Source organism: Roseicyclus mahoneyensis (assembly GCF_003148775.1).
In the GTDB taxonomy this organism is placed as follows: Bacteria; Pseudomonadota; Alphaproteobacteria; order Rhodobacterales; family Rhodobacteraceae; genus Roseicyclus; species Roseicyclus mahoneyensis.
Map to the genome: position 1 here is coordinate 1 of NZ_QGGW01000002.1, position 22,875 is coordinate 22,875.

The following is a 22,875-nucleotide window of genomic DNA, read 5'->3' on the forward strand; positions in this document are numbered from 1 at the left end:
CCTGCGTTTCGACATATTCTGATCTCCTCGTCTTGGGGATCAGCAGACCTCAGATCGTAGCTTCCGTCACTGTCCAATTTTCGGGGGGTAGCTCAGATTTCCCATCTTTTGACGAGAATCCACTATCACTCAGCTCCTTGGTCGAAATAGAATTTCGCAACGCAGTTACTTTGTGACGCTTGTGAACCGTGCGTTTTTGTTTCGTCAACGTTTCGGCTCCGGTGCCTTTGTCATGCGCTGCTTCGCCTTACCTGTCGCGGCTTCCTTCAACCGGCTGTCAGCCTTCTTTCCGATTCCAAGGTCTAATGGGGCCGACCTGGCGCCGAAAGCGGCACGAAGCGGCCCACCTTGGCTGTCAACCTGCTGTTCGAGGGACGGTTTGAAGGCTGTTCTGGTAACTTCTTGCGTTCTCTGCCATGCTTGTTTGTGTCGTCGATCTGTCTGAATCGGCTGCCGGGAAATTGCTAAATGGATTTCCGGCGCGATTTCTGATGTTTACGAGGCAGGGCTCACCTAACGGTCGCTTTTCTGGTTTTTTTGGTCCAAGATTGTATCTAAAGTTTCCAAAGCCTAAAATTCATCGCATGTCGCTCCAAATCTGGCTAACGGTGTTTTCGTGTAATTTTGTTCATCGGTTCTGTCCCCCACAGAACTGCGTATCCTCACCATCCCTGTCAGGAGCCTTTCGATGAAAATTCTCATCGCCGATGACCACGCGTTGCTTGCTCAGGCGATTTGCGATACCCTCTGCCGCTCACCTGATTTCGAGGTAACGACCTGCTATACTCTCCAGGGCACACTCGACGAGGTGAACGCCACACCTCATGACGTCGTGCTGCTCGACCTGAGGATGCCAGGCATGCACGGGCTCGCCAGCATCACGGATGTCGTCGCGCGCGCAGGGGATGCAAACGTCGTCCTGTTCACAGGACAGGTGGACCGGCAGTTCGTCGACGACGCCATCAAGTTGGGCGTGAAGGGTTACATCCCCAAGACCATGCCTCTGAAGTCGCTCGAAGTAGCCCTTCGTCTTATCCAGACGGGTCAGACCTTTATCCCGCACATCGGCTCGACCGCAGCTCCGCAGCCCGACGAGAAGCGCGCACCCTTGACCGACCGCGAATTGCATGTCCTCCGCCTGGCGGCTGACGGCGAAACAAATAAGGAAATCGCCCGGGAAATCTCCAACTCGGAGACCCAGGTCAAGATGATTATGCGCAACATCTGCATGAAATTGGCAGCTCGCAATCGAGCCCATGCCTGCATGATCGGGCGCGAACGCCTGTTGATCTGACGATGGCGCCGCGCGTGCGTGCGTGCCGCAGCTGGCCAACTGGTGGCTGCACGTCTGCGGAGCCCCCGACCTACTGCTGTCCCGCACGCGCGTAAATGCGCCAACTTGATCTTGCCTGCGTCTTCCGCGCCGAATCTCGCAGGAAGGATTGAGGTTCAGCTACGCCCGCGCGGTCGGGGAACTGGGCGGAGTGGTATGTCGGGCAACCAGTGCTCGGCGAACGCACGCAGGGCAAGGCTCGGCCAAGGACCGCCCGCCGGGCATTCTACCCCCAAAGTTTGGCTTTCCGTCACCACCTCAGGCCACAGCTCTGGCCACCGCTGGCGGAAGGCGGCGGTCAAAGCGGCCGCAACCCGCGGCCGAAGAGCATCGCCAATGCCCCGGGTGTAGAACAAACTGCACAGTGCACCTTCGGGATCATCCAGAATCTTTCGCAAGGTATGTTCGCGGAAGAAGTCCGAATTGAGCAAACTGGGCCGGATACCCCAATCCACGTAGACGTCTTGAAACAGGACTGACAGAGGTACGTCAAGATCGTCAGGACAAGTCGACAATTTTTGCAGCCCCCTCGTTGGATTGGCTCATTTGAGACTGCGCGGCACGATCACGACGAAACGGTTTTGTGAACCTAGGCACTTGGTGCCCGCCGGAGTTTCAATGTGACATGTGAGAAGGCCGTGCCATATCAGCGACGGAACCCGTGATCTCAGGGCCAGCGACATCGTCTGAACCAAGCAAACTGGTTCCGAGACGTTTCCGTACAACACGGTGATTGGTAACAGCCGCACCAAGCGCAAGGGCAATCTGGGGCCGCGAAGCCGGAAGCCTGATGCTTGCGTCTGCGATCATCGCCCGCTCACATGACAAGTCGGGCCGTGCAAAACTGGTGGACGCAATGACGACAGGCAGGTTGCTGGTGGTTGCCCGGAAGCGCCCCAATGCATCGACAGCTACGTCGAGATCCTGAAAATAATCGATTCCAACAAGCACGATAAGTGGCTCGGCAAAATGCGCAGCTCTCGCTTTTGCGTCAGATAGGCTGCTACACATCTCTACACCGAGTGTGAACCGATCCAGCCATGAAACGTGATCGAGCAGCTGACAGGATGGATCGGCTACGATCAATATACGACGCCGAACGATCTGCGCGCCAAGGATATGTTTGGACGCACCTTCAAGGCCTCTATTCAACGGGTCGATCGAGCCAGCCGACTCATACGCGGCATTTCGACCGATCTCGACTTTCCGGGAATCTCTGGAAAACGCCGCCATCCAAACCTTGATGCCACCCCAAGCTGCCATTTCGCTTCGTCTCCTACGCCATTGTTTGATCTATAGCGGAGCAGGACGATTATTGCGACGTATCGGAAGTGACGCTTCGCACCAACGCCAAAATTTTCTTTTGCTGATGTCGTTATCGAGGGCGTTGCAAAGGACGCGCAAGCCTACATTGCAAGTTACTTCGGATAGACACCCGGCCGTTTTGAAGCTCTTTCGGTAGGCGGCGGTTTCGATTTGCCGGCCATCCGCAGTCGCAGTTTGTGAAACATTATGCTTTTGCCGCGCTTAATACGGCCTCAATGTCTCGTAAGATCACATCTCGATCATCGGTCATTGCAGCATTTCATTAAAATTCGACTATTATTTGGTGCCGGGCGCGTCCATTCGGAGCATCAGATGCAAGAGGGAGAACTCGAACATGCAACATGTTGACGATTATCAGAAGGCGATCGTACGCGAAGCTGCTGCGTCGGAACTGGAATATGTACGCAAGTTAGGTACTCGAAACGATCTGATTCTTGCATGCGCAAATCCTGGTGCCTTCGAAGCCGTGCTTTATATCATGTGCGCCGGTGAAGGCGGTGCGCCTGTTTATAATGCGGTGGAGAGTGTCGAGTCGCGGTTCTCAAGCCCATCCGGCATCATCGGTCGCCTGCGCGCCATGCGTGCCGGTGGCCTTTTCGAGGAGCGTGCGGGACGAAAAAGGTCGCAGGTTTGCCTTGTCCCGTCCGAGCGGTTGCTGAGCCAGCTTGGTCCTGTTCTACTCAGCAAATACGCAGGAAATAGATGAAGGATCTGCATGCTATGGCTGAGCCCATCGCCGTCGTTAAAGATCGGACCGAGCCAGAATTTCACCGGGACATCGATGCGGTGGGCCTGTTTATGGCATGTCTGATCATGATAATCGGCATGTTCCTCGGACTGTGTCTGGGATACCTGATCTGGGGCATCGTGCGCTAAATATGGTCAACCGGCCCGGAGAGGGTTACGCATGCTGTCCAGATCCGGCACCATGAAAGGCTGACACCCTTGCAAAAGATAGAAAAGTAGCAAGGCGATGACCGTAAAGGCAGTCAGCGTAACCCCGCGTGGCATCACCCCTCAACCTTTTCCAACTCAGCCTTGAGCGCGAGCGCGTATGAAGCGCGCGCGGTTTGGTACACGGCGATTTCGTTCTTCAGTTTCAGCATTTGAACTTCGAGAAATTGCAGACTTGCGAGTTGGGCTTTACCATTATCGGTCAAGTCTTCCGTGTTATACTCGAGTCCGTCGACAGTGATCTTGGGCATCATTTTCTCCGTTGCTGTCAGTCTTCAAACAGTGTGCGCAGGTCAACACCGCTGCTTTCCCTGACCATTTCGTTTTTGAGATCGGCAATATACGCGTTTTTTGCCTTTGTGAGCAAAGCCCGCATGTTCGCGCAGTCACGCAGCCGCTCAGAAGCGTGTCTGAAGGCGGACAGATTGCTGCGCCCTTTCTCGCTTGATGCAGGACCAACATAGTCCTTGCGACCGAAGCCGAATGTTTGTGTCACGGATCAGATCTTGTGCTTTTCAACCTCGCGCCGCAGCGCGTTTGCGTAACCAAGGCGGGCCGTATCTGCGATGGCCCACTCGTTTTGCAACTGACGGATCTGCTGGTCACAGAACCGGATGTTCTGGATCTGCAGCCGGGCCTTCTCGGTCAGGTTGTCGAGGTTGTAGTCGATTCCGTCGATTGTGATGATCTGGGTATCTGACATAAGCTGGTTCCTCTTTTTGCGACTCCGTTCAGGAAGCGCGTCGTATGGGCACCTGCGTTCGCTCAAGCACGCGCATTTGCATGCATGCCCCAGATTTATCCAGAGCTTTATTCCAAAATATCATCTTTTAATTCTGACGATCAGCGCCGCGTTCGCGCAATGTCAGCAGATGCGGCAGCGGTCAGACCCAAAAACGAATGGGGTGGGCCTAAGCCCACCCAATCCGGATCACAGAGTTCCGAAAGATCAGAACGACATCGCAACGCCGAGCGACCAGGTGGAGCCGGCATCAACGCCAAGTACTTCGCCGTCACCATAGCCGAGGTGGAGCGAAGCACCGCCGCCAAGGTCGTAGGACGCAGCGAGGCCGAAGCCGTCAGTGTCCCCAAGGGACGTGTCGTAACGACCCCAGTTCGCATGAACCGTGAACGCGTCGAACTCGTAGCTCGCACCAAGACCGACGTGGTCGACATCAAAAGGCAGCTGAGAATAGTTCACGGTCGCCGTCAGGCCCGTGTCCAACTCCACGCTGGCCGAAATGCCGATGATAGCGTCGGGAGCAGTGTCGGAGTCCTGATAACCGAGGCCAAGTGCGAGAGAGCCACCAGCGAAGTCGAAGCCGTAACGGAAACCGAGGCCAAGGATCGCGTCATCCGCTCCGGTCTCGTCGATTTCGGCCGACACTGCGACGCCCAAGTCGCCGATCGAGTAATCGTAACGCAGAACCTGACCATTGAATCCGCCATCGTAGCCGGAGTTGCCGTTGAAGCCGGCATGGCCGGTTTCAGCGTCGTTGATCGAGCCCGGCGAACCAGCGTTCACTTCGGTCATCGCCCAGTCGAACGCACCGTCGGTGTCGCCCATGGTCAGGGTGCCGAACGCGCCGCGGATGAACACGGTGAAATCAGCGGTTCCGCCGTCGACGTCGACCAGACCCTGGCGGGTGGAGCCAGCGCCGGATTCGATTGCATCATCCAGATCGATGGTCGCGCCAAAGGACAGGCCGTTGTCGGTTTCACCCGTCAGCCGGAAGCGCACGTCGACCGACTGGAAGAACACGGTTTCGGCATCGGCTCCGCCGGCAATACCCATTTCGGCGGAACCCGACAGCGAAACATCGGCACTCGCAATTCCAGCAGTAGCCACTAGCGCAGTAGTAGCGAAGATACTATTGTCCGAATTGTGGGCAGGAAATGTTCCACTCTTTGGTCTGGAAATGAAAACTATAGTTGCATTAATTACTGATGATCTGTCTATTCCGGTAGAAGCCAGAGCTGTCGCTCTATCGAGCGTAGTTTGCGGCCCTTGGGATGCCAATCCGAGCCGAAAAGATTTCGGGGCGGGAAGGAATGGACTGCGCCCGAGTTTCCATCCGTATCCGGCACTGTGACGTGCCCAAAAGACAAAGGTGACACCCGATGCTGATGAACCCCGTGATGTTTGGCGACGCGCCCACGACGCTGAACGCCTTTTTCGACGAACACTACCTGCCCCACTGCGAAGCGACCACGCGGGGGCATCGGCACGTCCGCCTGACCTACGAAAAGCACCTGCGCGACACGCTGGGGCCAATGCGATGGCAGGAGATCACGCCGCTGATGGTGAACGCGTGGCTGCGCAACCAGCTGCAAAAGAAGCTCAAGCACACGACGATCAACAAGCACATCTTCCTTGTGAACCGCCTGTTCCGGACAGTGCGCGATTGGGGCGCCCTTCCCGAAGGCGCCAACCAGCCGCCATCGCTGCGCAAACTGCCCACCGGCGACCACAGACAGCGGTTCCTCTCCAAGGAAGAGATCCTCCGCCTGCTTGCGGAATGTGGCAAGATCAACCATCCGTACCTGCAACTCTTCATTCGCTTCCTCCTCCTGACCGGCGCGCGCAAGGGCGAGGCCCGCACCATGCGCTGGTGCGATATCGACGTGGCAAGCGGGGTCTGGCGGGTGCCGGTGTCCAAAAATGGACGGTCGCGCCGGATCATGTTGAGCGCCGCTGCGCTGGATACGCTGGAGCAGGTCAAGCGGCGGACACTCATCCTGGGACAAAGGGTCGGGCCCGAGCATCATGTCTTTCCGAACCCCAAGACCGGCACCTGCTACCATGGGTTCCATCTTGCCTATTTCCGGGCGCGTGACGCTGCCGGTTTGCCCGAAGTCCGCATCCACGATCTACGTCACACCTATGCATCACTGCTGATCAACAACGGCGTGAGCCTCTACGAAGTGCAGGAACTGTTGGGCCATTCCTCCGTCGCAATGACACAACGCTATGCCCACCTGGCGCCGAACAAACTGCGATCGCGCACTCAGATCGTCGCATCAATCGTCGATGGCGGTATGGTCGATGGTGGTATGGAGGTGGCAGTGCAATGACGGCGCTGCGCTTGCGCCCCTGCAGGCGCACCAGACCGCAGCGCGTCCCACAGATAGCACCATTCTCAGCGCCTTCGACGGCACGAAACCGCGATTTGCAGAACGTCCGGACCAGCCCGACGGCAGGGATCATGCTCGGGAAGTTGCAAAAGCGTCACAGGGTGCATGGCTCGTTGGTTCGGATCGAAACGACCAACGGGACAGCCCGGCGTGTCTGGTGCGATCCGAAAGGCCGGGTGGTGATGGAGGAATACATCGTCGGGCAATGGGTCACGGCAGGCCTGGAACCATGAAAGGGACGGACAGTCTGAGCAAGCAAGACAAGTACTTGCGGTTTGTCGACATCTCCTCGACCAAGGCCAATGCACAGTTCGGAGGGCTGACGCAAAAGGGCGCGTGATGATCGCGACAAGGCCCTGACGATCCTGCGGGGGCTGCCGCGCCAGCTGACCCTGGTATCGGTCAGGACGGGTGCGACCCGGTCAGGGGCGTCTGCTGGTGCATGATCCGCAGCCATGTGCCGTCATCGTTCAGATAGGACGAGGTGCAATAGGCCTCGTACCCCGGTTCCCCCTCGCGCAGGGCCGAGGCGCGATAGGCAAGGACAGCGATATTCCTTTCCCGGCTGTCGCAGCGCTCGGAGAACTCGACCGAGCGCCATCGCTGCGCCACCAGATCCTCGCGCCAGATCCGGTCGCCCTGCAAGATGCCCACTGGGTAGGGAAAGACGAAGACAGCGCCCTTCGCCGTCATCGCCCGCGCGCTGTCGGCGCCTTGCGTCCAGAACAGTTCCTCGGTCGCCCAAAGCGTGTCTTCCGTCGTCATCATGGTCCACCTTTCTTCGATTGCTCCCGAAAATTGTCCGGTTCAGCTTGCATCGGCCTGAAGCAGGTCAGCGATGCTCGGCCAGTTTGCCCAGCGTCGTCTCAAGCAGGGCCTTCATCTTGCCGGCTGCCTCTTTCGTGGCCTTTTCAACGGTTTCCGATGCGGCCCTCGTCACGACAGGCCGCTGCCCCCTGAGCCGCACCTCAAGGGTGCATTCGATGTCCTCGGGCCCTGACTTGCCCGCATTCCAATCCTGAAGATGGGCCTCGACCCGGGTCACATGCGCCTCGAAATGCGCGAGGCCGTGCCGGATCGTGGCGGTCAGGGCCGCGCTCAGATCGGCACTGCCGTTGATCGTGTTGTCCGTGCTGATTTCCACATGCATGGCGGTTCATCTGTCCTTGTGTTGCGCCAAGGAGTCAGCCCAAGGCCACATGGGTATGCTGGCACATCACGATCAGGGCCGCCCCAACCTGGATCAAGAGGCAGCACAGAAGCCGGGCGCCCCCCTCACCCCGTGACCAGACCATCGCCAACCACGACCTGACGGCGACACAGGCCCGCGATCTTCTCGTCATGGGTCGAGATCAGAAAGGTGGTGCCCTCGTCGCGGTTGATCTCGGCGATCAGCTCCATCACCTGCATGGCGGAGTCGCGATCGAGATTGCCGGTCGGCTCATCCGCCAGCACGAGTTCGGGCCGGTTCATCAGCGCACGCGCCACCGCCACGCGCTGTTTCTGCCCGCCCGACAGCTTGGTCGAGGGGAAATCGACCCGCGCCTCCAGCCCCATCCGCACCAGCAGCTCCCGCCCTCGGGCGCGCGCCTCTGCCGTCTCGCGCCCCTCGCGGACGGCGGTGGGAAAGACGACGTTTTCCAACGCGGTGAAATCGGGCAGCAGGTTGTGGAACTGGAAGACGAAGCCGATGTGAAGGTTGCGAAACTCGGTCAGCGCGCGGTCGTCGGCGGCGACAAGGTCCCGGCCCAGCATCTCGTAGCGCCCCGATGTAGGCTTCATCAACGTGCCCAGAATGGTCAGGAGCGTGCTTTTCCCCGACCCCGAGGGACCCAGCAGCGCCGCCATCTCGCCCGCCGCAAGCGTAAGGGACAGGCCGCGCAGGACGCGGGTCTCGGCCTCGCCGCTGCCGAAGGTTTTGTAGAGATCGCTGACCTCGAGCAGCGCCGTCATTGCCCGATCGCCGTAACCGGATCGACCCGTGCTGCCGCGCGGGCGGGCAGGATCGAGGCAAGGATCGCGCCGATCACCGTCAGCGTGATCGCCAGACCGTAGGAGCCTTGGGTGATGTCCATCGGCAGGGTTCCCGGCTCGAAGGCGTCGCGCGACGGAAAGGGCAAAAGCGCCAGATAACCCATCGCCGCGCCGAAAAGCCCGCCCAGCAAGCCAATCAGCGCGCCTTGAGTGACAAAGACGAAGATCACAAAGCCCCGCCCCGCCCCCATCGCCCGCATGATCCCGATTTCCGGGCGGCGGCGGTAGGTCGACAGAAGCAGCGCCGAGGCGACGCCGATCACGATGGTGATGAGCGCGAAGGATTTGAGGAAGTACCCGGTCTGTGCCTGGGCATCGAGCGCCTCCATCAACTGCTCTGCCCCATCGGTCCAAGGCACGGCGTCAAGGCCCGTCAACGCCCGGATGCGCAAGGCCGTGGTATCGGCGGCGTTCAAATCCGAGAGCCTGATCTCGATCCGGGTGACACCCTGCGGCAAGGCGAAGAGCGTGCGGGCGGTGGGCAGGCCGACAAAGACGCCGCTGGCGTCGATCATGCCGTTGCCGGTGTCGTAAATGCCGCCCAGCGTGAGCACCGTCGCCACCCCGCCCGAGGATTGCAGCCGCACCGTCTGGCCCAGCCGCAGGGACAGGTCGTCGGCCAAGCGCCGCCCGAGCAGGATCGTGCCCGAGCCCAGCCGTTCGGACCCTTCGACCATGTAGCCGCCGAGGTTCAGGATCGCGGATTCGCGCCCCGGTTCCAGCCCCGTAACGCTGACCTGCGCCACCTGCGCGCCGCGCGTCAGGAAGCCAGCGCCGCCGATCTGGGGCGAGACGGCGACCACGCCCGGCACGGCCTCGATCAGCGGCACCCATGTGGCGGCCTCGGCCAGTGTGGCCTGCCGCGTCCGGCCACGTTCGATCACGGCCAGAAGCGCGCCGCCGGGCGCGATCAGGATGTCGGGGTCGCGGTCCTCGGCCTCGATGGTGACATGGCTGATGTCGCCCACCGTGCGCGACAAGATGAATTCCGCCAGCCCCCCGATCAGGGCCGACATGAAGATGAAGATGAACACGCCCACCGCCACACCCAGCACCAGAAGCGCGGTCTGCGCCTTGCTGGCGGTCAGGTAGCGGGTGGCTATCTTGAGCGCATAGAGCATCAGGGCACCGCGACCCGAACCACCTGTCCGTCGGCAAGACCGGTGGCGTCGGTGATCAGCACCTCGCCGGGGACCAGGCCGTCCGTCACGATCAGCCTTGCGGCGGGCCAGTCGATGACCGTGACGGCGCGCGCCGCGGCTATGCCATCGCTGACGATGAACACGGTGGCACCTTCCGCGGTCTCGGCGATCGCGGCGCGGGGCACGGTCATCGCGGCCGCCCGCTCATCGACGATGATGTTGGTCGTCACCGTCAGCCCAACGGGCGCACGCACTCGCGTGTCGAACCCCAGCCGCAGCGACAGCCCGCCGGTCGCGGCATCGACGCGCTGCGAGACGAAATCGACCCGGCCCGGCCGCGGCGCATCCTCGCCCGCCAGTTGCAGCAGCGCGGGCAGGCCATCGGTGATCCGCGTGGCATAGGCCTCATCCACATCGGCCTCGACGATCAGGTCGCCGAGGTCCGCGATGGTCATCAGGATCGTCGCGGGGTCGATGGCCTGACCCGGATCGACGTAAAGCGCAAGGATCGTGCCCGTCATCGGCGCGCGGAGTGTGTGGTTGTCGAAGAGAACCTGCGCCTGATCGACCTGCGCCGTGGCGCGCGCCACATCCTGCATCGCTGTCTGAAGCGCGCGCCCGGCGGCCTCAAGCTCGGTGCGGGCGATGTTGGCCCCCAAGGCCTCTGCCCGCGCCAGCGCATCCTCGGCGCGGGCCTGCGCGATCAGGGCGGCATCCAGAACGGCGACCGCCTGCTGCACGCTGGCCTGTTGCCCCGCCGCGTCGATCCGGGCTAGGACGTCGCCTTGCGCCACGCTGTCGCCCTCTTCCATCGTCATTTCTGCCAGCCGTCCGCCGACAAGGGCGCGCACATCGACCGAATGGCGGGCGGCGATCTGTCCGTTGACGGCCAGCACGCGGGTGGCGGGCCCCTCGGTCACGATCTCGACCAGCACGGCCACGGGCCGCGCGACCCAAGGCTGCAGGTAGAGCGCAGCCCCGATCCCGGCCACGACAAGCGCGGCCGCCGCCCAAAGCCAGACACGCCGCGCGGGCGCAGATGGCGATGGCATCGTCGCGGTGCGCAGGGCAGGCAGGCCAAGCCCGGCCGCGGCGGTCGGGGCTTGCGCGGCCGCGTCGGTGTCGTGCTCTTCCACTTGCGGAGCCATGTCCTGTTCCAGCTTGGTCGGTGGGCCGCTTGAAACGGCACAAGATCGTGCCTCCTGATACGGTCCGGCTGCGCGACCATCTCTGATCTGGATCAGGACGGAGGACTTCACCCCTCATGACGCAGATCAGCAAGGCAATGCCGGCAGGGTGATACCCTTAGGCTTGTCTGGCGCAACCGCCTGCCGCGTTCCGCGCAGGCCCCGCCAAGGAAAGGACGCAAGATGGGCCACCATGGAAACAGGATCTCGATGGCGCTTGTCGCGGGCTCTTTGGCACTGGCGGGCTGCGCCAACCCCGACGGCACCAATTACCAGCCCGGCACAGGGGCGATCATCGGCGGCCTGACCGGGGCGGCGGCCGGGCAGATTATCGGCGGCGACACCCGTGCGACCGTGATCGGCACCGCCGTGGGCGCCGCGGTCGGCGGCGCGATCGGCACGCAATTGCAGGCGCAGGAGCGCGAGCTGCAACAGTCGCTGGCCGGATCGGGGGCTGTGATCACCAACACCGGAAGCGACCTGCGGGTCATCTTGCCCGAAGGCGTGACCTTCCGCACCGCATCGTCCACCGTCGATCCCGCCTTCCGTCCCGCGCTGCGGGCAGTGTCCGACAGCCTGCGGCGCCATCCCAACACGCTGGTGCGCGTTGTCGGCCACACAGACAATGTCGGCGGCGCCGCCTACAACACCCAGCTCAGCGAGGACCGCGCCCTTGCCGTCGCGCGCGAACTGATCGTCAACGGGACCGATGCAAGGCGCATCGTGGTGTCGGGACGCGGCTTCTACGAGCCCGCAGCCTCGAACGCCACCGCGGCCGGGCGTGCCCAGAACCGGCGGGTAGAGATCATCATCACGCCCAATTGACCATCTTTCCCGCACGTGGGCGCAAAACGGGCCGGGGACATCCCTTGCCCGTTTTCTTTTGTCAGCCGCGCCGGGTTTTTTGTGAATATTCGGGGCGCCACCAACCTGCATCAGTCCATGCACCGCGCCGTTGACCCATGGTCGGGAGGACGGCAGAGCATCTCGCCGTTGCGTATCTGTCTCGAGTTTCGGCGCGGTTCCCCGTCAGGCAACTGTACCAATCAGGCCATCTTGTCGGGGGGCCGCGCCTGTTCGAGCAGGTCAGGAAAGGACAAGTCCGATGGACAACAAGACGCCCGCACCGAAGACCGCCGAGAAGATGAAAACGGTCAAGGCCGCTTGGGATGCAGCACCCGCGGGTCCCAAGAAGGACGCGGCGCTGACCCATTTCAAGGCGGCCGAGAAGGCCCGGACCGAGCACAAGGACGCCGATTGCAACCGCGAGCTTGATGCGGCGCAACACGCGCTCGTCTGAGCAAACGAAATGGCGACGCGTACTCCCCGGGATGAAGGCCCCGGGGGCGATCAGGGCAAAAAGGGCCGCGGCTGGTCAAGATATTCCGGATCGAAGCCCGCCAGTCGCGTCAGCCGGGGAATGTCGTCGAAGTCGACGCGTCCCTTCTGGAAAGTGACCAGCCCGTCCTCGCGCAATTGCCGCAGCACGCGGTTCACATGCACCGCGCTCAGGCCCAGCACATCGGCCAGATGGTATTGCGTCAGTGGACACTCGAAACCCGCGGCCTCGCCCACCCCCACCAGCCGCAACCGCGCGCCCAGTTCCAGAAGGAAATGCGCCGTGCGGATCTCGGCCGGGCGACGGCCCAGATTGACCAGATGTTCGACTACCATCGCCTCGTCGCGCGACGCAGCCCAAAGCACGGCCGTGGCCAGCCGCGGGGCGTGGGCGAAGCTGTCGAGGATATCCGAGGCCAGCACCTCGGAGGCCTCTATCCGGGTCACCGCCTCGACGCTGTGGTCGGAGGTGCGGAACAAGATGCTGCGAAGCCCCAGAAAATCGCCGGGGATCTGGAAATCAACGATCTGGCGTTCGCCATCGGGCAAAAGCTTGTAGGAACAGGCCCAGCCCTCGGCGAGAACAAAGGCCGACTGGTTCTTTTCGCCTTCGTGAATCAACTCGTGGCCCGCCTGAAAAGTCCGACGCCGCCGGTGAAACCGCGCGAGCATCTCGAGGTCAGGCGCGGATAGTGCCACGAAGGCCGAGAGTTTGCTTGCCAGCGGTGTCTGGAGGGTCAGCATATCTGTTTCCCTCATGGGTCAGAACGGGTTTGCGTGCTTCCACCGGTACACGGGGGAAAAATGCGCCATGCTGCTTTGTATCAGTCCAGCATACGCGATTTTGTTCATTGTCGCGAGACGTTCCGATCCGAGCGCGCCACATCGCCCGGTCCCTCCATCAACAGAAAGCGATATCGCCCATGCCAGTGCCCACAGACATCGCCGGATCAGCCGCCTTGTCCATCTGTGAATCGCTGCTTCTGGCGCTGAACGATGGAAAGATCCTGCCGGAACGGGAAATCCTGGGGATCTTGCGCGACGCCGCTGCCGCCCATGAGGGCGTACCGGAGTCCGACAAGTCCGAGATGCACCGGGCCGTTGCGGCCCTCATCAATGGTATCCTTGCAGGCGGAAATTCGGTGCGCCGACCCTGAAATGCACGGATCCCGCCGCTGGCATGCATGCCGTCGTCCAAGCAAAGCCCCCGCCACCCGAGGAACGGGTCGGCGGGGTTTTCTTTCGGAGGCGTGATGCACCGTTGCGCCGGGATCTCTCGCGTTGTGACCGCCCCGGGCGTCATGATTTCCGCAGCGCATCCTTGGCCTTGCCGTAGGTTTTCTGGATACCGCCCTCGGCCTTCTCGATCTTGCCCTCGACCTCCAGCGCGGCGTCGCCTGTCAGCTTGCCGATACCTTCCTTGGCCTTGCCGGTGGCCTGCTTGACGGTTCCCTTCACGCGGTCCTTGTCCATGATCCGAAATCCTTTTCTTTGGTCTGCAAAAGCGCCGTCAGCCGGGCGCGGGGTGGTCGCGGGGAATTGCGCAAAACTCCCCGCCCGCGATCTTCGGCGGTTCGATGGAAGGCGTCGCCGACATGCATCAGCCCGGCACCGATTGGCGCGGCCTTGGCGGCATCAGCCGCGGCGTGCCAGCAAGAAAGCGCCCAGAAAGGCCACAACCGGAAGGATCGGTCGGGCCGTGCGCACAAGCGATCGGGCCAAGGCCAGATCGGCCGTGGCGCGTTCCGTCGCCAGGGCGATCCGGTCCGCCCTGCGCCGGGCCCGCGCGCGACCCGCAAGCTGGACCAAAAGCGCTAGCCCGGCGAAAGCGGCGCCCAGCAGGCAGGCCGCCAGCGGAAAACCGATGACGCGCGACAGCGCCACCAGACCCGCCGACAGAAGTAGCCCCGAGGCCACTGCGACCAGTGCCGCTGCAACAAGCGAAGTCATGGCCCGCTCGCCCGCATCCGCCAGCGCGGTGCGCGCGGCCTCGCGCAGCGGGTCCCAAAGCGGCAGGGCCATGCTCCGTCAGCCCTTGCGCGCGATCATGCCCAAAAGCAGACCTACGCCCACGGCGATGCCGACAGCGGTTAGAGGATGCTCGATCACGGTTGTCGTGGCCGTGGCACGGGCGTCGCGTCCGGTCTGGCCGATCTGGCGGCCGGTCTTGCCCACGCCATCGGACAGGTCGTCGGACAGGGTGGACACGAGTTTCGCCACATCCGCCCGAAGCGCCTCGAGCTGATGGCTCAGATCGGTGTCGGCGACGGGCTCGCTGCGGTCCTTGGTGATGGCGGCATTCATGGGATATTCCCCTGTGGGTCGGATGCCCCGGGACGTGCCGGGGCTCACATGGCTTCAAGGTCCCGTCGCAAAGCGATGGGTCGGGCGCTTCAACGCAGCCCGAAAAACCCGAGGATCACGATGATGACCACCACCAGTCCGACGATGTAGATGATCTGGTTCATGCGCTATCCTCGCTGATACAAGGCAGCCCGGAGAAGACCACCATTCCCTTGTCACCTTGCCTGCCTTGCGCGGCGCGCGCCGCAACATGGATCAGTCCGGGCGGCGATCCGGGACCCTCCACCATTCCGGGCAGGGCGCTAGCCACCCGACCCGGACGACCACGTGAGCAAGGTGCGCATCAGCAGCAAGATGGCCACAATCAGCGCAAGGATCGGGCCGATGTTTCGCAACCTGACGCGCGACATATCCTTGAGACCCGCGCCGATGGGGCCGACGTCGGACCGCGGCAGTAGCCCGATCAGCCGGGGCAGGACCCCGTCACCGATCGCCCCGAGGCCTGGCATGTCGTGGAGCCGCGCCAGATGACCGCCAAGCTGCGCCATGGCGCCATCACGCGACAGGTCGGACAGCGCCTCCGCCTCATCCCAAGGATCGAGGCCGAGGCGCGCAAGGGCCGACAGGACGGTGACGGAATTGCCAGCGCTGTCCTCGCCCAGTTCGGCGTAAAGGAACCCGTCAAAGGGCGTGCCGCCCTGGCACAGGAAATCCATTCTGGACATTGGGCCGTTCCTTTCGCGGAGGGGCAGCTCGGCGGCGCGGGCCTGTTGCGCGTCAGCCGCGCAGGCGTGCAGGACCGCCGGGCTTGGCTTTCGCGTAGCCCTACAGGAACCGCGGTGCTGCCTCACTAACCCCGATCAGTGCGGCCGATGCCGGCCCGGCATAGGGTGCAGATCGATCCGGTAACCGCGTGGCCGTCATGGCCCGCACAGGGAAAAGGACCCCTCCATGCCTCTCATCAATCTTGTCGTGACGCTGATCGTTGTCGGCGTGCTGCTATGGCTCGTCAACACCTACATCCCCATGGATCGCAAGATAAAATCCATCCTGAACGCGGTGATCGTGATCGCGGTCATCTTGTGGTTGCTCACCGCCTTCGGTGTGCTGGACGGGCTGCGCGGCGTGACCGTAGGCGGCTGAGGCATGCGGCACTCAGGCTGCCGTCACGCTGACCTCGACCGCCATCCCCAGCAGGTCGGACGATGCGCCGTGGAAACTGCCCGCGACGGGCACGATCTGCGACATGCGCCGTCCGACCGCAACCGGGATCAGGTTCGCCGCGCCGACAGCCCGGTTGGTCGGATCGAAGGTGATCCAGCCCGCGCCGGGCACAAAGACCTCGACCCAAGCATGGGTGGACCCCGACCCCGCCGATCCAAGGCTCATGCCCTGCGGATCATGCAGGTAGCCTGACACCAGCCGCGCGCCGAGGCCGAGCGTGCGGCAAGCCTCGGCCATCAGAACGGCAAGGTCGCGGCACGACCCCCGGCCCCGATCGAGCGTATCGAGCGGGCCCTGCGTGCCTTCGGTTTCGCGCGCCTCGTAGGCGATGCGTGTGGCGATACCCGTGCTGACATCCTTCAGCAAGGACAGCGTATCTGTCGGCCGGCCCCGCACGAAGCCCGCGACCCAAGCCCCAAGCCGACCCGAAGCATCAATGTATTGCGGGCTCGTCAACGCGCCGAGGTCGGTCCATTCCTCGTCCGAATAGAGGAACGGGTAGTCGATCGCCGAGGCGGAGATGGCAAAGACCGGCCAGGCCGGTGCGCTCAGATCGACCGTCGTGCGCGCCCGGATGTCGATGGTGTCGGAGGAGGCCAAAAAATTCGCTGTGGCAATCGCGTTGCCTGCAACGTCATGCGCCCAGTCGATCCGCGCGTCGGGCGTCACCCGCAGATCGAAGGCAATCAGGCCGAGGTCGGGGGTTTCGCGCGGGCGCAGCATCAGGCGATGTGGTCCGGGAATGACCGGGTCGCGGTAGCGATAGATCGTGGCATGGCTGATGGTGACGCGCGCCATTTCTGCATCCTACTCCGACCGGCCCCGCATCTGGCCACCACCCGCAGGCAGCACGGTGCGCCAGATCGTGCTGGCCTTGCACCTGGCGCAGATGCGTTCTCCGAAGCCCTCGCTGAGGAAGATCGTCCTGCAGCGAAGGCAGGGACGCTGCCCGGCCACATCACGGTGGGCGGATGCGACAGGCGGGGCGGTGTGTGACCTGGGTCTCATGTCTTTTCCTTGTGATGCGCCAGCAGCTGCGGCGGCGCGGCGCATGGTGCGGTTTTGCCGGTTAGCTGATAGCCCGGCGCCCGGCCGGTCCTTGCAGCCTTGCTGGCGATGGTCGGCATGCCTTCGTTCTCGGCCGTCTGGACGGGACAGGCATCCGGACCCGTTTCCTGAGGGTTCGTCATGGCAGGGAACGCCTGAGCAGCGCAGCGGCCGCGTGCGCGGGTTCTTCTTGATGGTAGTCGCCGTGAAACCCGCCATCCATGCGGACCTGCCAGATGCCGTGATGCATGATGACCTTCAGGCCGGTATTCGTCTCTGCCTCACGAAACCGATCGCTGCGTTGCACTGCGTCGCGCCGGAGCCCGGCTCCCGGTCCATCGAAGTTGCTGAAGCGCCCCGTCATGCCCACGGTGCCGCGCGCCAGATGGGGTCAGTCGGATCGCGCTGTCCAACTTGGGCATGTCCCCGCCCTGCATGGATCAAGAGGGGCTTGGAGCGCGATGATGAACGCATGGTCATATTGGCTTTCCGATGAAGGGGTGGATGGCCGCCGAAGCCGACTGGCTTTGTCTCCTTCACGGCCACTGCCGCCGTGCGCCTCCGCATCGGTCCGCGATGAGGCAGAAGACCTGCCCCTCGCGCCCCGGAACGACCCGGCCGATCCGTTCAGAACGCCCCCACTGCCTAACGCCTGTGCGCGGATACCACCCTAACCCACGTCAGGATTGCCGGTCATTACGCGCAAGCCGAACTCGACGGCGGGCTATGCCCCAAATTCCTTCGAGATCTCAATTCAATCAGTTCAAATGTTTTGCCCGCCTTGAGGCCGTCAAACGCGCGGTTGGGGTTTCTGGGGCGCAGGCAGTCGCCTTGAAGTGGGCAGGATGCTCTGCCCCGCTCCTCGCCCTTTTCAGCGGGTCGGCGCGGATCCCCGAAACGGCGCACGGACACCGGGTGCCAGTTCAATGGACCCGCCCACATGCCTGTGCTGGTTGAGGAGCTGTGGAGCACCGGACAGCGGGATCGGCCCCGGAACGGCGGTGCCGCCAACCCATTGATCCAGAGAGGACAGCGACCTCCAGGCCACCCAGCCTCTCCGATCACCAGCAGCACGAATGAAGCACCAGGTGCCTTCACACAAATCGACCTCGACCCTCTCGCCCGTGCGGAGCATACCAATCCGCCTCTGATCAAGACCCGGCGCCTCGAATATGACGGCGTGGTTGATCGCACCGGAGAGTTCAGCAGACGCTGGCGTCACCATGGCCTGTGTGGTGGCAAAAACGGCAAGAACAGCAACAGTTTTGGCAAATCCGAACATCTTGAATACCTCCTTGATACTGCAAATTGGCACAGCGCTTCACCGGCGGCTTCCTTCAAACGAAGGAGACAGTTTGCCTGTGCCCGCGTGCTTCGACCATACGGTTCGACACCGTGTTCGAGATTGCCACCCTCCCAAGGCATCTCGCAACGAAACCGCGCGCCACGAAACAGCACCGGGTCAGGTCGCATGACCCGGTGTGGCCCCTCCTTCAAATGGTGGATGCACGGGTCGGCAAGACCGCACCACAATCGAGCATCACCTTTCACCATGGGAGCCTCGACATGACGAGTTTCACGCCGACCGGAATTGCACTGGTACTTCTGGCATTCGCAACACCGGCCGCGTTCGCGGCCGATCCGGACACCGATGCAATGCTGATCGCCGAGCTAGCCTGTGAGGCGCCGCCAGACCCGATCTTTGCGCTGAGACGCTTGATCGAGAATGAACGTCTGGTTCTGGATGAGCCGCTCTTGGCGGACAGTTCGACCTGTTGGCCGCTCGATCCGCAAATCGAGGCTGGCACCGTCGGTTTCAGCCATATCTGCGCGGCATCGGAGGATCCGGGATTGATTGCGCAGTATCCGCACCTGTTCTGGCGCGGACCGGGCACCTCGCCCGGCGAAGAACTGACGCTCGTGTCCGATGACAGTGAGAAAGCCCTTCGGGACTGGGCGATGGCAGAGTTTGCCGTTGGCAACCCGGCCTACAACATCATGCCGAGCCACCGCTTCGAAGGCGCGACAGAGATTTCCTGCAACAGCCTGACCTTTACCTACTGAACGCGCGCTGGCCGCACTGGCACGGATGGTTCAGCCGCGCCAAGTGGCGACAAAGTGCACAAGTTCGCTCTGGCGTGATGTATCCGTCTTGGCGAAAACGCGCTGAAGGTGCGACCTCACCGTGCTCTTTGCCACGCCCGAGATGCGGGCTGCTTCGACGGTGCTGAAGCCCTTGTAGATCAGGCGCAGGACTTCGCTTTCAGCCTTGGTGAGTCCACAAGACTCGCTCACAAGGCTGACGGCGTCCTCCTCGACCTCGGTCACCCGCGCCATCAAGATAGCCTGCCGCGTCGTGTTCATGCCATCGGCCGCGCGGAGCGGGGTCAGGGTCAGGACCACACCGTCACCCAGATCTAAAGAGCCGCCCGTGCCGCCAGAGGTGATGCACTCCTTGAGCCGCATGTTCCGGTTGTGGGAGCCGGTGCAGATGTGGCCAAGGCTCAGCCTCAGGCAATTGTCGCGCATCAGCAACGCATGGCCAGCCGGATCGGCGCTTATCAGACGCAGCGTCTCGTCAATGACGATCAACGCGGTGGTCGCCTCGGCCAGATCCTGCACAGGAAAGGGAGGGCGTTCGACATGTGTGGCGGTTTGCATCGCGGTGTCCTCATGATGGTCTCATAAGGGAAAACGGAACCTCGCTCTGGAACCGGACACGCCGATGCGCATAATGGCCAAGATTTTTCTCTGGCACGGACAGGCGACATGACATCGGAGGATGATGCGCTGCCTGGCAGCACCGAAAAGCTGATGGAAAGCCTGTATGATGCGTTGCGGCAGTTGGCTCATCGCGAGCGCGTGCGGGTGGGCCGACCGCAGACATTGCAGACCACGGCACTGATCAGCGAGACCTATGTGAAACTCGCCCATCATCCGACGTGGAAGGACCGGCCCCATTTCCTCGCCACCGCCGCCACGGCAATGCGCCACATCCTCGTCGACGCGGCCCGCGCCCGTCTGGCCCAGAAGCGGGGCAGCGGAAAAGTCGCCGAAAGCATCGAGAGCGCATTTGACATCGCAGGACCAAGCGACAGCGACGTCGTGCGCATCGACGAGGCCCTCGCCGAACTGCGCGGGATCGATCCACGTATGGCAAGCGTCGTGGAATGTCGATTCTTCGCGGGCTACAGCGAGGAGGAAACAGCGCAGATTCTCAAGGTGAGCGATCGCACAGTGCGGCGGGATTGGCTGCAGGCTAAGGCGTGGTTGTATCGTGCCCTTCAGGAAGAGGCAGAGCGGTAGCGCGCTCTGCCGGGACACCCATCATCTCTTCGAGCGCATGAACCACCTGCATCTGATGGGCCCCTGCAGGGCCGAGCTGCAGGAACAACGAACGCGCACGCTGAAGGTAAGTGCTGGCCCGGGCTGCGTTTCCAGCGAACAATTCGACATTGGCGGCCGCTGCCAGACCACTTCCGAAAATCAGGCTTTCGGGCCCGAAATTTTGCTCGGCGGCGGCAAGGGCCGCCTGCATGTCTGCCCGTGCCGCATCGGGACCGTGCGTTGTGAGGCGCGCCAGACCCCGGCTTTGCAAGAGCATGATCCCGATCATTCCGCCACCGCCGGTTGCCTCGTTCGACATCTCCAGCGCGTCGTCGAGGATGCTCACCGCACGATTGGCCTCGCCCAGCGACAGCAGAACCCGCGCGTGATTGAGTTGCAGTGCCGCCAGCGCCTCGGATGCGCCGTAGATTGACCGGCGCGTTTCGACGGCTTGGGACAGCAGCTGGTCTGCCTCAGCGGGGTTGCCATCTTCCAGCGCCAAAAGTCCGCGGTGCATCATGACGGCAAGGGCGGCCGGAGAGTTGGCGCGCCCCGCCGCCTCGAACGCCATAGCAAGGGCATCGAACTCGGCGCGCGCGTCGCTGGTCTGTCGCATACTCAACAAGTGCGTCGCCAGGTTTTGCCTCAAAGCCAGCGTATCGAGGCCGTCTGGCCCGAACGCTGCGGTTGCCTCGTCGACAGCGTCCCGGATCAGGGACAGAGCGCGTTCGGTGTCGCCTTGCTGGCGCAGGAGGGCGGCACGGATGCCCCTTTGCTGAATCAACTCACGCGTGAAACGCGAGGGCATTGCCTCCCACACGGCATCCGACTGGGAAAGTAGATCCTCTGCTCCCGCCAGATCGCCACGTCGGATTGCCACGACCGCCAGAAGCTGGCGAGCCTGTGCCGCTGCCGTGACGTCGCCCGCCGCGGTCGCCGCTGCGAGGTGGGCATCGAGGAACGTGGCCGCGGCACTGAATTCCTCGAGTTCGATATAAAGCTCACCCATCTGGCGCAAAAGATCGGGCGATGCGACGCCCGCCGCGACATCGTTGCGGAGCTGATCGGCGGTGAGATCAAGCAATTGCCGGGTCGTGACGCCGGTTTCCGGCTGATCGGCGGAAGCACGGAACACGAGGTCCATTGTGGCGCGCAGCGTTTCGACCCGACCTGCCTCGGCTCGCGCTACCGCGCGCCCTGTCTCGGCGTCACGCATGGACGACAAGGTGGCGCCCCCGCCGATGACACCCGTCACAACGACAAGAACCATCGCCGAGAGCGCGAGGGTATTGCGGGCTGCAAACCGGCGCAGCCTGTAAATCGATGATCCGTTGCGGGCGAGCACAGGCCGCTTCGTCAAATGCCTCGTGATGTCGTCCTGAAGCGCCTGGACCGTCTGGTAGCGCATCATCGGATCGGCACGAACCGACTTGGCAACGATCGCGTCAAGGTCGCCGCGCAAGAGCGCCTTTCGCTCGGGCACGGCCTTGCTGCTCATCAGTGGCGGCTCGTCATGCAGCAGACGCGTCGCCCATGAAACCGGGGTGTCCCCCACCCGCCACGGAGTTGCCCTCGCAAGCAGTTCATAAAGCAAGACGCCAAGCGCATAAACGTCGGTTGCAACCGTTGCGCGATGACCGGCCAGTTGCTCGGGCGCGGCATAGTCAGGGGTCGAAAGCGCCGTCGTCAGACCGCGCAGCGCGGTATCGGCCGTGAGGATGCGTGCGATACCGAAATCCAGCAGCCGAGGCTGGCCGGTCGCATCCACCAGAACATTGCCCGGCTTGATGTCGCCGTGAACGACAAGCCTGCCATGTGCGTGGGCCACCGCATCGCAAAGAGCAAGCATGAGGTTCAGGATCGCAGCGATATCAAGCCCTCGCACACTGCAAGATATGTCGATGGCCTCGCCCTCGACAAATTCCATCGCAGTGTAGGGCCGACCGTCGGGCGCTATCCCGCCGTCGATAAGACGTGAAATTCCCTTGTGCTCAAGGTTGGCAAGGACCTGTCGTTCGAAGCGGAACGCATCGAACCGCGAGACGGCCTCCGGTCGCAGCAGCTTTAGCGCGACGCGCTGTTCGAACTGCCCATCGTCGCGGAAGGCCTCATAAACTTCCCCGTGCCCGCCGCGTCCGACAAGACGCTCCACGCGGAACTGCCCCACCCGTGCGCCTTCGGCCAGCGAACGGTAGTCCTGCCCCGCTGCCTCAAGGGACAGGGCCGGCGGCACTTCCATGAAGTCTGCAGCATCTGTGGCGGCATTCAGCAACGTATCGATCTCGTGGCGAATACCCGGGCTCAGCGGCATCGCAGACAAAATGCGCCTGCGCTCTGCCGGGGCGCGATCCAGCAGGTCGTCAAGCGCATCACGAACAAGCGACCATTCATTTGCAGACAAGGCGGACATCGCGGCGAACCCCCGACAGTAAACAGAAGCGCAGCCCAGAGATTTTCAACCCCAGAACTTGCAGTGCCTTTTTTCGACCACACGAAACACCAGCGTCGCCACGAGCGGACCGTC

32 protein-coding genes are annotated in these 22,875 nt (G+C 62.7%); 12 read left to right on the forward strand and 20 right to left on the reverse strand.

The window, feature by feature from the left end; all coding sequences use genetic code 11:
* Nucleotides 1–688: 688 nt before the first annotated feature.
* The 4 genes from C7455_RS04960 (at nucleotide 689) to C7455_RS20070 (ending at nucleotide 3,535) form a co-directional block, all read left to right on the forward strand.
* Nucleotides 689–1,294: a response regulator transcription factor gene (locus C7455_RS04960; protein WP_109666213.1), complete on the forward strand. Its 606-nt coding sequence runs from the start codon at nucleotides 689–691 to the stop codon at nucleotides 1,292–1,294.
* Nucleotides 1,295–2,380: 1,086 nt separating this feature from the next.
* Nucleotides 2,381–2,632 carry a hypothetical protein gene (locus C7455_RS19840; protein WP_146199928.1) on the forward strand — a complete coding sequence of 84 codons (252 nt, stop codon included), beginning with the start codon at nucleotides 2,381–2,383 and terminating at the stop codon, nucleotides 2,630–2,632.
* Nucleotides 2,633–2,993: 361 nt separating this feature from the next.
* The gene (locus C7455_RS19845) at nucleotides 2,994–3,365 is read left to right on the forward strand and encodes a hypothetical protein (RefSeq protein ID WP_146199929.1); all 372 of its coding nucleotides are present in this window, start codon (nucleotides 2,994–2,996) and stop codon (nucleotides 3,363–3,365) included.
* Between the two features lie 14 nt (nucleotides 3,366–3,379).
* The gene (locus tag C7455_RS20070) at nucleotides 3,380–3,535 is read left to right on the forward strand and encodes a hypothetical protein (RefSeq protein ID WP_170118999.1); all 156 of its coding nucleotides are present in this window, start codon (nucleotides 3,380–3,382) and stop codon (nucleotides 3,533–3,535) included.
* Between the two features lie 134 nt (nucleotides 3,536–3,669).
* Here C7455_RS20070 and C7455_RS04965 read toward each other — a convergent pair whose 3' ends face one another.
* The 4 genes from C7455_RS04965 to C7455_RS04975 form a co-directional block, all read right to left on the reverse strand.
* Entirely contained in the window at nucleotides 3,670–3,864 is a 195-nt protein-coding gene (locus C7455_RS04965; protein WP_109666806.1) for a DUF6447 family protein, read from the reverse strand.
* A 17-nt stretch (nucleotides 3,865–3,881) separates the two neighbouring features.
* Nucleotides 3,882–4,109 (reverse strand): hypothetical protein, encoded by a 228-nt coding sequence (locus tag C7455_RS19850; RefSeq protein WP_146199930.1) that lies wholly within the window; start codon nucleotides 4,107–4,109, stop codon nucleotides 3,882–3,884.
* A gap of 3 nt (nucleotides 4,110–4,112) precedes the next feature.
* Nucleotides 4,113–4,316 carry a DUF6447 family protein gene (locus tag C7455_RS04970; RefSeq protein ID WP_109666215.1) on the reverse strand — a complete coding sequence of 68 codons (204 nt, stop codon included), beginning with the start codon at nucleotides 4,314–4,316 and terminating at the stop codon, nucleotides 4,113–4,115.
* Between the two features lie 246 nt (nucleotides 4,317–4,562).
* Complete coding sequence (locus C7455_RS04975) at nucleotides 4,563–5,633, reverse strand: porin (protein ID WP_281269400.1); 1,071 nt, start codon at nucleotides 5,631–5,633, stop codon at nucleotides 4,563–4,565.
* A 101-nt stretch (nucleotides 5,634–5,734) separates the two neighbouring features.
* On the opposite strand from C7455_RS04975, the gene C7455_RS04980 reads away from it, so the two are divergent.
* Together C7455_RS04980 and C7455_RS20075 are read left to right on the forward strand one after the other, a co-directional pair.
* Complete coding sequence (locus tag C7455_RS04980; RefSeq protein WP_109666217.1) at nucleotides 5,735–6,688, forward strand: tyrosine-type recombinase/integrase; 954 nt, start codon at nucleotides 5,735–5,737, stop codon at nucleotides 6,686–6,688.
* 131 nt (nucleotides 6,689–6,819) lie between these two features.
* A complete protein-coding gene (locus C7455_RS20075) occupies nucleotides 6,820–6,981 on the forward strand; it encodes a hypothetical protein (RefSeq protein ID WP_170119001.1) in 162 nt (53 codons plus the stop codon).
* 169 nt (nucleotides 6,982–7,150) lie between these two features.
* Here the strand turns inward: C7455_RS20075 and C7455_RS04990 are convergent, their stop codons facing one another.
* From C7455_RS04990 to C7455_RS05010, 5 genes are all read right to left on the reverse strand, one after another.
* On the reverse strand, nucleotides 7,151–7,516 hold the full coding sequence (locus tag C7455_RS04990; RefSeq protein ID WP_245904229.1) for a hypothetical protein: 366 nt from the start codon (nucleotides 7,514–7,516) through the stop codon (nucleotides 7,151–7,153).
* Between the two features lie 64 nt (nucleotides 7,517–7,580).
* Nucleotides 7,581–7,898, reverse strand: a complete 318-nt coding sequence (locus C7455_RS04995) for an HPF/RaiA family ribosome-associated protein (protein ID WP_109666220.1) — start codon at nucleotides 7,896–7,898, stop codon at nucleotides 7,581–7,583.
* A gap of 125 nt (nucleotides 7,899–8,023) precedes the next feature.
* Complete coding sequence (locus C7455_RS05000; RefSeq protein WP_109666221.1) at nucleotides 8,024–8,701, reverse strand: ABC transporter ATP-binding protein; 678 nt, start codon at nucleotides 8,699–8,701, stop codon at nucleotides 8,024–8,026.
* The gene (locus C7455_RS05005; RefSeq protein WP_109666223.1) at nucleotides 8,698–9,903 is read right to left on the reverse strand and encodes an ABC transporter permease; all 1,206 of its coding nucleotides are present in this window, start codon (nucleotides 9,901–9,903) and stop codon (nucleotides 8,698–8,700) included. The genes C7455_RS05000 and C7455_RS05005 overlap by 4 nt, the downstream gene beginning before the upstream one ends.
* Nucleotides 9,903–11,072, reverse strand: a complete 1,170-nt coding sequence (locus tag C7455_RS05010; protein ID WP_245904230.1) for an efflux RND transporter periplasmic adaptor subunit — start codon at nucleotides 11,070–11,072, stop codon at nucleotides 9,903–9,905. Before C7455_RS05010 ends, C7455_RS05005 begins: the two co-directional genes overlap by 1 nt.
* Nucleotides 11,073–11,294: 222 nt before the next feature.
* Here C7455_RS05010 and C7455_RS05015 point away from each other — a divergent pair, with 222 nt between their 5' ends.
* Nucleotides 11,295–11,936: a YiaD family glycine zipper/OmpA-like lipoprotein gene (locus C7455_RS05015; protein ID WP_109666224.1), complete on the forward strand. Its 642-nt coding sequence runs from the start codon at nucleotides 11,295–11,297 to the stop codon at nucleotides 11,934–11,936.
* A gap of 280 nt (nucleotides 11,937–12,216) precedes the next feature.
* Nucleotides 12,217–12,411 carry a hypothetical protein gene (locus C7455_RS05020; RefSeq protein ID WP_109666225.1) on the forward strand — a complete coding sequence of 65 codons (195 nt, stop codon included), beginning with the start codon at nucleotides 12,217–12,219 and terminating at the stop codon, nucleotides 12,409–12,411.
* A 50-nt stretch (nucleotides 12,412–12,461) separates the two neighbouring features.
* Here C7455_RS05020 and C7455_RS05025 read toward each other — a convergent pair whose 3' ends face one another.
* The gene (locus C7455_RS05025; protein WP_109666227.1) at nucleotides 12,462–13,193 is read right to left on the reverse strand and encodes a Crp/Fnr family transcriptional regulator; all 732 of its coding nucleotides are present in this window, start codon (nucleotides 13,191–13,193) and stop codon (nucleotides 12,462–12,464) included.
* A 179-nt stretch (nucleotides 13,194–13,372) separates the two neighbouring features.
* Between C7455_RS05025 and C7455_RS05030 the strand changes: the two genes are divergently transcribed.
* Nucleotides 13,373–13,606, forward strand: coding sequence for a hypothetical protein (locus C7455_RS05030; RefSeq protein WP_109666229.1), 234 nt, complete (start codon nucleotides 13,373–13,375; stop codon nucleotides 13,604–13,606).
* A 142-nt stretch (nucleotides 13,607–13,748) separates the two neighbouring features.
* Here the strand turns inward: C7455_RS05030 and C7455_RS05035 are convergent, their stop codons facing one another.
* From C7455_RS05035 to C7455_RS05050, 4 genes are all read right to left on the reverse strand, one after another.
* Nucleotides 13,749–13,922 (reverse strand): CsbD family protein, encoded by a 174-nt coding sequence (locus tag C7455_RS05035; RefSeq protein WP_109666230.1) that lies wholly within the window; start codon nucleotides 13,920–13,922, stop codon nucleotides 13,749–13,751.
* Nucleotides 13,923–14,084: 162 nt separating this feature from the next.
* The gene (locus C7455_RS05040; protein ID WP_109666232.1) at nucleotides 14,085–14,471 is read right to left on the reverse strand and encodes a hypothetical protein; all 387 of its coding nucleotides are present in this window, start codon (nucleotides 14,469–14,471) and stop codon (nucleotides 14,085–14,087) included.
* 6 nt (nucleotides 14,472–14,477) lie between these two features.
* On the reverse strand, nucleotides 14,478–14,753 hold the full coding sequence (locus C7455_RS05045; protein ID WP_109666233.1) for an ElaB/YgaM/YqjD family protein: 276 nt from the start codon (nucleotides 14,751–14,753) through the stop codon (nucleotides 14,478–14,480).
* A 302-nt stretch (nucleotides 14,754–15,055) separates the two neighbouring features.
* Nucleotides 15,056–15,478: a hypothetical protein gene (locus C7455_RS05050; RefSeq protein WP_146199931.1), complete on the reverse strand. Its 423-nt coding sequence runs from the start codon at nucleotides 15,476–15,478 to the stop codon at nucleotides 15,056–15,058.
* A 226-nt stretch (nucleotides 15,479–15,704) separates the two neighbouring features.
* On the opposite strand from C7455_RS05050, the gene C7455_RS05055 reads away from it, so the two are divergent.
* Nucleotides 15,705–15,896, forward strand: a complete 192-nt coding sequence (locus tag C7455_RS05055; protein ID WP_109666236.1) for a Thivi_2564 family membrane protein — start codon at nucleotides 15,705–15,707, stop codon at nucleotides 15,894–15,896.
* Between the two features lie 12 nt (nucleotides 15,897–15,908).
* Here the strand turns inward: C7455_RS05055 and C7455_RS05060 are convergent, their stop codons facing one another.
* The 4 genes from C7455_RS05060 to C7455_RS05075 form a co-directional block, all read right to left on the reverse strand.
* On the reverse strand, nucleotides 15,909–16,775 hold the full coding sequence (locus C7455_RS05060) for a transglutaminase family protein (RefSeq protein ID WP_109666238.1): 867 nt from the start codon (nucleotides 16,773–16,775) through the stop codon (nucleotides 15,909–15,911).
* A gap of 206 nt (nucleotides 16,776–16,981) precedes the next feature.
* Nucleotides 16,982–17,104, reverse strand: coding sequence for a hypothetical protein (locus tag C7455_RS20585; RefSeq protein WP_281269401.1), 123 nt, complete (start codon nucleotides 17,102–17,104; stop codon nucleotides 16,982–16,984).
* A 59-nt stretch (nucleotides 17,105–17,163) separates the two neighbouring features.
* On the reverse strand, nucleotides 17,164–17,388 hold the full coding sequence (locus C7455_RS05070) for a hypothetical protein (RefSeq protein ID WP_109666241.1): 225 nt from the start codon (nucleotides 17,386–17,388) through the stop codon (nucleotides 17,164–17,166).
* A gap of 507 nt (nucleotides 17,389–17,895) precedes the next feature.
* Entirely contained in the window at nucleotides 17,896–18,306 is a 411-nt protein-coding gene (locus C7455_RS05075) for an SH3 domain-containing protein (RefSeq protein ID WP_109666243.1), read from the reverse strand.
* Between the two features lie 26 nt (nucleotides 18,307–18,332).
* Between C7455_RS05075 and C7455_RS05080 the strand changes: the two genes are divergently transcribed.
* The gene (locus tag C7455_RS05080) at nucleotides 18,333–19,088 is read left to right on the forward strand and encodes a hypothetical protein (RefSeq protein ID WP_146199932.1); all 756 of its coding nucleotides are present in this window, start codon (nucleotides 18,333–18,335) and stop codon (nucleotides 19,086–19,088) included.
* Between the two features lie 30 nt (nucleotides 19,089–19,118).
* On the opposite strand, the gene C7455_RS05085 is transcribed toward C7455_RS05080, so the two are convergent.
* Nucleotides 19,119–19,685 carry a helix-turn-helix transcriptional regulator gene (locus tag C7455_RS05085; RefSeq protein ID WP_109666246.1) on the reverse strand — a complete coding sequence of 189 codons (567 nt, stop codon included), beginning with the start codon at nucleotides 19,683–19,685 and terminating at the stop codon, nucleotides 19,119–19,121.
* 108 nt (nucleotides 19,686–19,793) lie between these two features.
* Here C7455_RS05085 and C7455_RS05090 point away from each other — a divergent pair, with 108 nt between their 5' ends.
* Nucleotides 19,794–20,330, forward strand: a complete 537-nt coding sequence (locus tag C7455_RS05090) for an ECF-type sigma factor (RefSeq protein WP_109666248.1) — start codon at nucleotides 19,794–19,796, stop codon at nucleotides 20,328–20,330.
* Here the strand turns inward: C7455_RS05090 and C7455_RS05095 are convergent.
* Nucleotides 20,284–22,761 carry a serine/threonine-protein kinase gene (locus C7455_RS05095; protein ID WP_109666249.1) on the reverse strand — a complete coding sequence of 826 codons (2,478 nt, stop codon included), beginning with the start codon at nucleotides 22,759–22,761 and terminating at the stop codon, nucleotides 20,284–20,286. The genes C7455_RS05090 and C7455_RS05095 overlap by 47 nt on opposite strands.
* Nucleotides 22,762–22,875: the final 114 nt, after the last annotated feature.